Raw genomic sequence first — 4,162 nt, 5'->3', positions numbered from 1 at the left:
GACAAACCGAAAAAAGCCACCTCAGCTCCTGAAATCAGTGCTGAACAAAGTAGTAAGAATACAAGGATGCATATATTGAGTACCAAAGCACTCTCCATGGCTATAAAAGTCGGAAATAAACTAAGGGGTTCTGGGTCCAATAGTCAAATTTTAGGATTTTTGGGGTTAAAATGGCAAATCATCTTCCTCTTCAGGCTGTGCTGAAATTGTAGGTTCAGCCGACTTGGTAGGTTCCTTATGCGGTACCGGTTTCGCGGGTTGGGCAGCGGCCTGTGCATTCGCCACACTTTCTTTCTTAGTAGTCAAGAACGTAAAATCCTGGACATGTACCTCGGTGGTATATCGTGTATTACCATCCTCTCCCTGCCATTGTCTGTTCTTTAACCGCCCTTCGACGTAGATCTTATCTCCTTTACTCAAATATTTTTCGCATATTTCAGCCGCCTTGTTGCGCACAACGATGTTGTGCCAATCGGTATTGGTAACACGCTCGCCCGTTTGCTTGCTGGTATAGGTCTCATTGGTGGCCAAAGGGAATCTTCCTATACTTCCACCACCTTCAAAATAGTGCATTTTCACTTCGTCTCCCAAATGCCCGATAAGCATTACCTTATTCAATGTTCCACTCATAATTTTTATCTAATGTTCAAAAGTACTAAATTTTAAATGTATTAATAAAATCGGCTATCAAAACCGGTACAGGAAAATCTGGCAATGTTCTGAAAGCAATTCCATTTTTTAAGGGCATATCGGTTTTCACAATCCAGAATCGAGTGTGTAGATGCTGGTGTGATAACTTATGTACTATGTCTTTTTCGTTGAATTGATAGAATTCATGATTGCCCTTGATATCAAGTTCCTCCTTATACCTACGTTCCAATTCGACCTTACCGATGTGCTCCTTGGTTTCCAATAATGGAAATTCCCAAAGATTTTGCCAAATACCTTTTCCCTTTCGTTGTTGCAGAAGGGTCTTGTCATTGGGATCAATGACCACCAAATAATTAAAATAGCGGTTTCTTATTTTGGCCTTGCTTATTTTTATAGGGAGTTCATCAACCTTGTTTTTTTGACGTGCAATGCATGCGTCATTCAGCGGGCAAGCCTCACAATCCGGATTTTTTGGCACACATTGCATGGCCCCGAATTCCATAATGGCCTGATTGTAATCCCTAATGTTTTCAGAGTCCATGACCTCCCGCGCCAACTGCTTAAAATACCGGATCCCCTGGATACTGTTTATTGCCAGTTCAACCCCATAAAAACGCGAGAGTACCCGGTATACATTACCATCGACCACGGGTTCTGGGATATTATAGCTGATCGAGGCTATGGCACTTGCGGTATAATCGCCTACTCCCCTTAATTTCAATAAACCCTGATAGGTTTTGGGAAATTCCCCCCCATAGTCATCAACCACCATTTTAGCGGTAGCATGTAAGTTCCTGGCCCTTGAATAATAGCCTAAGCCCTGCCATAATTTCAATACCTGTTCCTCTGCGGCATTTGCCAGATCATCAACGGTGGGAAACCGCGCTATAAACTTCAAATAATAGGGCAAGCCCTGAGCTACCCTTGTTTGCTGCAGGATAATTTCAGATAGCCATACCTTATATGGATCCTTGGTTTGTCTCCATGGTAAGGTTCGCTTATTTTTCATATACCAGAGAAGAATTTTATGGGAAAAAATCATGTGCCAGAATACTATATCTTAAAAGTAGCGGTTTATATACTTAAAATTAGTTCATTAGGACAAAAAGAATGAATTTAATTTATATATTTGCAAGCCGAAAAAAAACATATAGATAACATATTACATAAGATGACGAAAGCGGAAATTGTATCGAAAATCTCAGACAAACTGGGAATTGAAAAAGGAGATGTGCAAGCAACTGTTGAATCCTTTATGGAAGAGGTAAAGACCTCTTTGGAGAGTGGTGACAATGTTTACCTAAGAGGATTTGGTAGTTTTATCATAAAGACCAGAGCGGAAAAGACTGGCAGAAACATATCCAAAAACACGACCATCAAAATACCGGCACATAATATTCCGGCATTCAAACCGGCAAAGGTTTTTGTTGAAGGAGTCAAAAGTAACGTACACGTTAAATAAAATTAATAATCTTTAAATAAGAACTTTATGCCGAGTGGTAAGAAAAGAAAAAGACATAAGGTAGCTACCCATAAGCGCAAGAAGCGTAGAAGAGCTAACCGACACAAGAAAAAGTAGTTGTATTCAACTACTTTTTCGTTTAATACGTTCATTGACATAGAAATTCGTAAAAGAATTTCGACGGGTTTATACAACCTGTAATAATTATTGTTTAATCTATTTGTTCACACCCTAAATCATTGGGGAGAACAGATAAAAATAAAATCAGGTGAATAGAGAATTAATCGTAAGATCTAGTTCCAACGCCGTCGATTTTGCCTTACTAAAAGAAGGAAAACTCACTGAATTACACAAAGAGGAAGACAACAACGATTTTTCTGTTGGCGATATTTTTTTGGCCAAAGTCAGAAAACCCGTGACCGGTCTTAATGCAGCTTTTGTAAATGTAGGTTATGAAAAAGATGCTTTTCTGCATTATCATGACCTAGGACCACAATTGTCTTCGATGTTAAAATTCATAAAACAAGTGAGCACTGGAAGGCTCAAGGATTATTCCTTGAACAACTTCCCTTTAGAAAAAGATATCGATAAACATGGCAGCATCAATGATGTCATTAAATCGAATCAATCCTTATTAGTACAGATTGTTAAGGAACCTATTTCAACCAAAGGACCTAGAATCAGTTCCGAGCTTTCATTAGCCGGACGATATTTGGTCATGGTGCCCTTTTCAGAACGCGTATCGGTCTCACAGAAGATCGCTAGCAAAGAAGAGAAAGATAGGTTAAAAAGACTTGTAAAGAGTATTAAGCCAAAGGGATTTGGCGTTATTATCCGAACAGTCGCCGAAGACAAAAAAGTCGCCGAGCTGGACAAAGATTTAGAAAACTTGCTGAACAAATGGTAAGCAATGTGTAAGAAATTGTATAAAGCTCCAACACCCTCAAAAGTATTGGTTGAGATCAAAAGAGCCTCAAGTATTATTAGGGATGTTTTCAACGATTCCTTTTCGGGGATATATGTTGATGATCAGACGCTTTATAACCAGATCAAGGAATACGTACAGGAAATCGCCCCTGGCAAGGAATCTATAGTCAAATTATACAACAACTCTGCTGTGCCCATATTTGAAAAATTTGGGATTGAAAGACAGATTAAGACTTCTTTCGGCCGAACGGCCACAATGAGTAAAGGAGCCTATTTGATCATAGAGCATACCGAAGCATTGCACGTTATAGACGTGAACAGTGGCAACCGATCCAACAAAGCTAAAAATCAAGAAGATACCGCTTTGGAGGTCAATATGTTGGCCGCTTCGGAAATAGCAAGGCAATTACGTCTTCGCGATATGGGAGGTATTATCGTTATCGATTTTATCGATATGGTAAAAGCACCCCATAGAAGAAAGCTTTTTGACCATCTTCGCGATGAAATGAAAGATGACCGGGCCAAGCATAAGATCTTGCCACCCAGTAAATTTGGTCTTGTACAGATTACCAGACAACGGGTACGACCCGAAATGAATATTAAGACAACAGAAGTAGACCCAAATCAAGCGGGTCAAGAAATAGAAGCTCCGATTGTTTTAATAGACAAAATAAATTCAGACCTTGAAAAACTTCTGAAAGGCCCTAAAAAGGATAATAAGATCACTTTGAACATACATCCTTTTATCGCAGCCTACCTTACCAAAGGTTTTCCATCGATGCGTTCCAAATGGTTTTTGGAGCATAAGAAATGGATAAAGATACAACCAAGGGATGCATACACCTATCTAGAATACCGTTTTAAGGATAAAGACGGTAAAACGATATATTAGTACACCCACTTTCATAATCGTATTAAAAGATGGGGGAAATTAAAATTAAAAGCGACTTCGGAAACGGAGTCGCTTTTTTTGTTTATTGATTATTTTTATATGATGGATTATTATACGAATCACACAATTACTGAAGCCACCAAAAAACTGGAAGGCTATTGTGCCTACCAGGAACGTTGCCATAAAGATGTGATTACAAAACTCAAGGAAATGCGCATGATCCCTGAGGC

At 39.2% G+C, this 4,162-nt stretch carries 3 protein-coding genes and 2 pseudogenes; 3 read left to right on the top strand and 2 right to left on the bottom strand.

Annotated elements, in window-relative coordinates; all coding sequences use genetic code 11:
• Positions 1-165: 165 nt before the first annotated feature.
• Both WBM98_RS11100 and mutY read right to left on the bottom strand, forming a co-directional pair.
• The gene (locus WBM98_RS11100; protein ID WP_424366085.1) at positions 166-630 is read right to left on the bottom strand and encodes a single-stranded DNA-binding protein; all 465 of its coding nucleotides are present in this window, start codon (positions 628-630) and stop codon (positions 166-168) included.
• A 25-nt stretch (positions 631-655) separates the two neighbouring features.
• Entirely contained in the window at positions 656-1,693 is a 1,038-nt protein-coding gene (mutY, locus tag WBM98_RS11095) for an A/G-specific adenine glycosylase (protein WP_424366084.1), read from the bottom strand.
• Positions 1,694-1,822: 129 nt separating this feature from the next.
• Here mutY and WBM98_RS11090 point away from each other — a divergent pair, with 129 nt between their 5' ends.
• The 3 genes and pseudogenes from WBM98_RS11090 to WBM98_RS11080 form a co-directional block, all read left to right on the top strand.
• Positions 1,823-2,113, top strand: a complete 291-nt coding sequence (locus WBM98_RS11090) for an HU family DNA-binding protein (protein ID WP_027065813.1) — start codon at positions 1,823-1,825, stop codon at positions 2,111-2,113.
• Positions 2,114-2,381: 268 nt separating this feature from the next.
• A pseudogene (locus WBM98_RS11085) lies at positions 2,382-3,932 on the top strand (Rne/Rng family ribonuclease).
• A gap of 102 nt (positions 3,933-4,034) precedes the next feature.
• Positions 4,035-4,162 (top strand): annotated as a pseudogene (locus WBM98_RS11080) (recombinase RecX); the annotation flags it as partial.

Origin of the sequence: Maribacter sp. (assembly GCF_049667165.1) — a bacterium.
GTDB lineage: Bacteria > Bacteroidota > Bacteroidia > Flavobacteriales > Flavobacteriaceae > Maribacter_A.
Note: the sequence above shows the minus strand (reverse complement) of the source record. Positions and strands in the feature narration are given on the sequence as shown.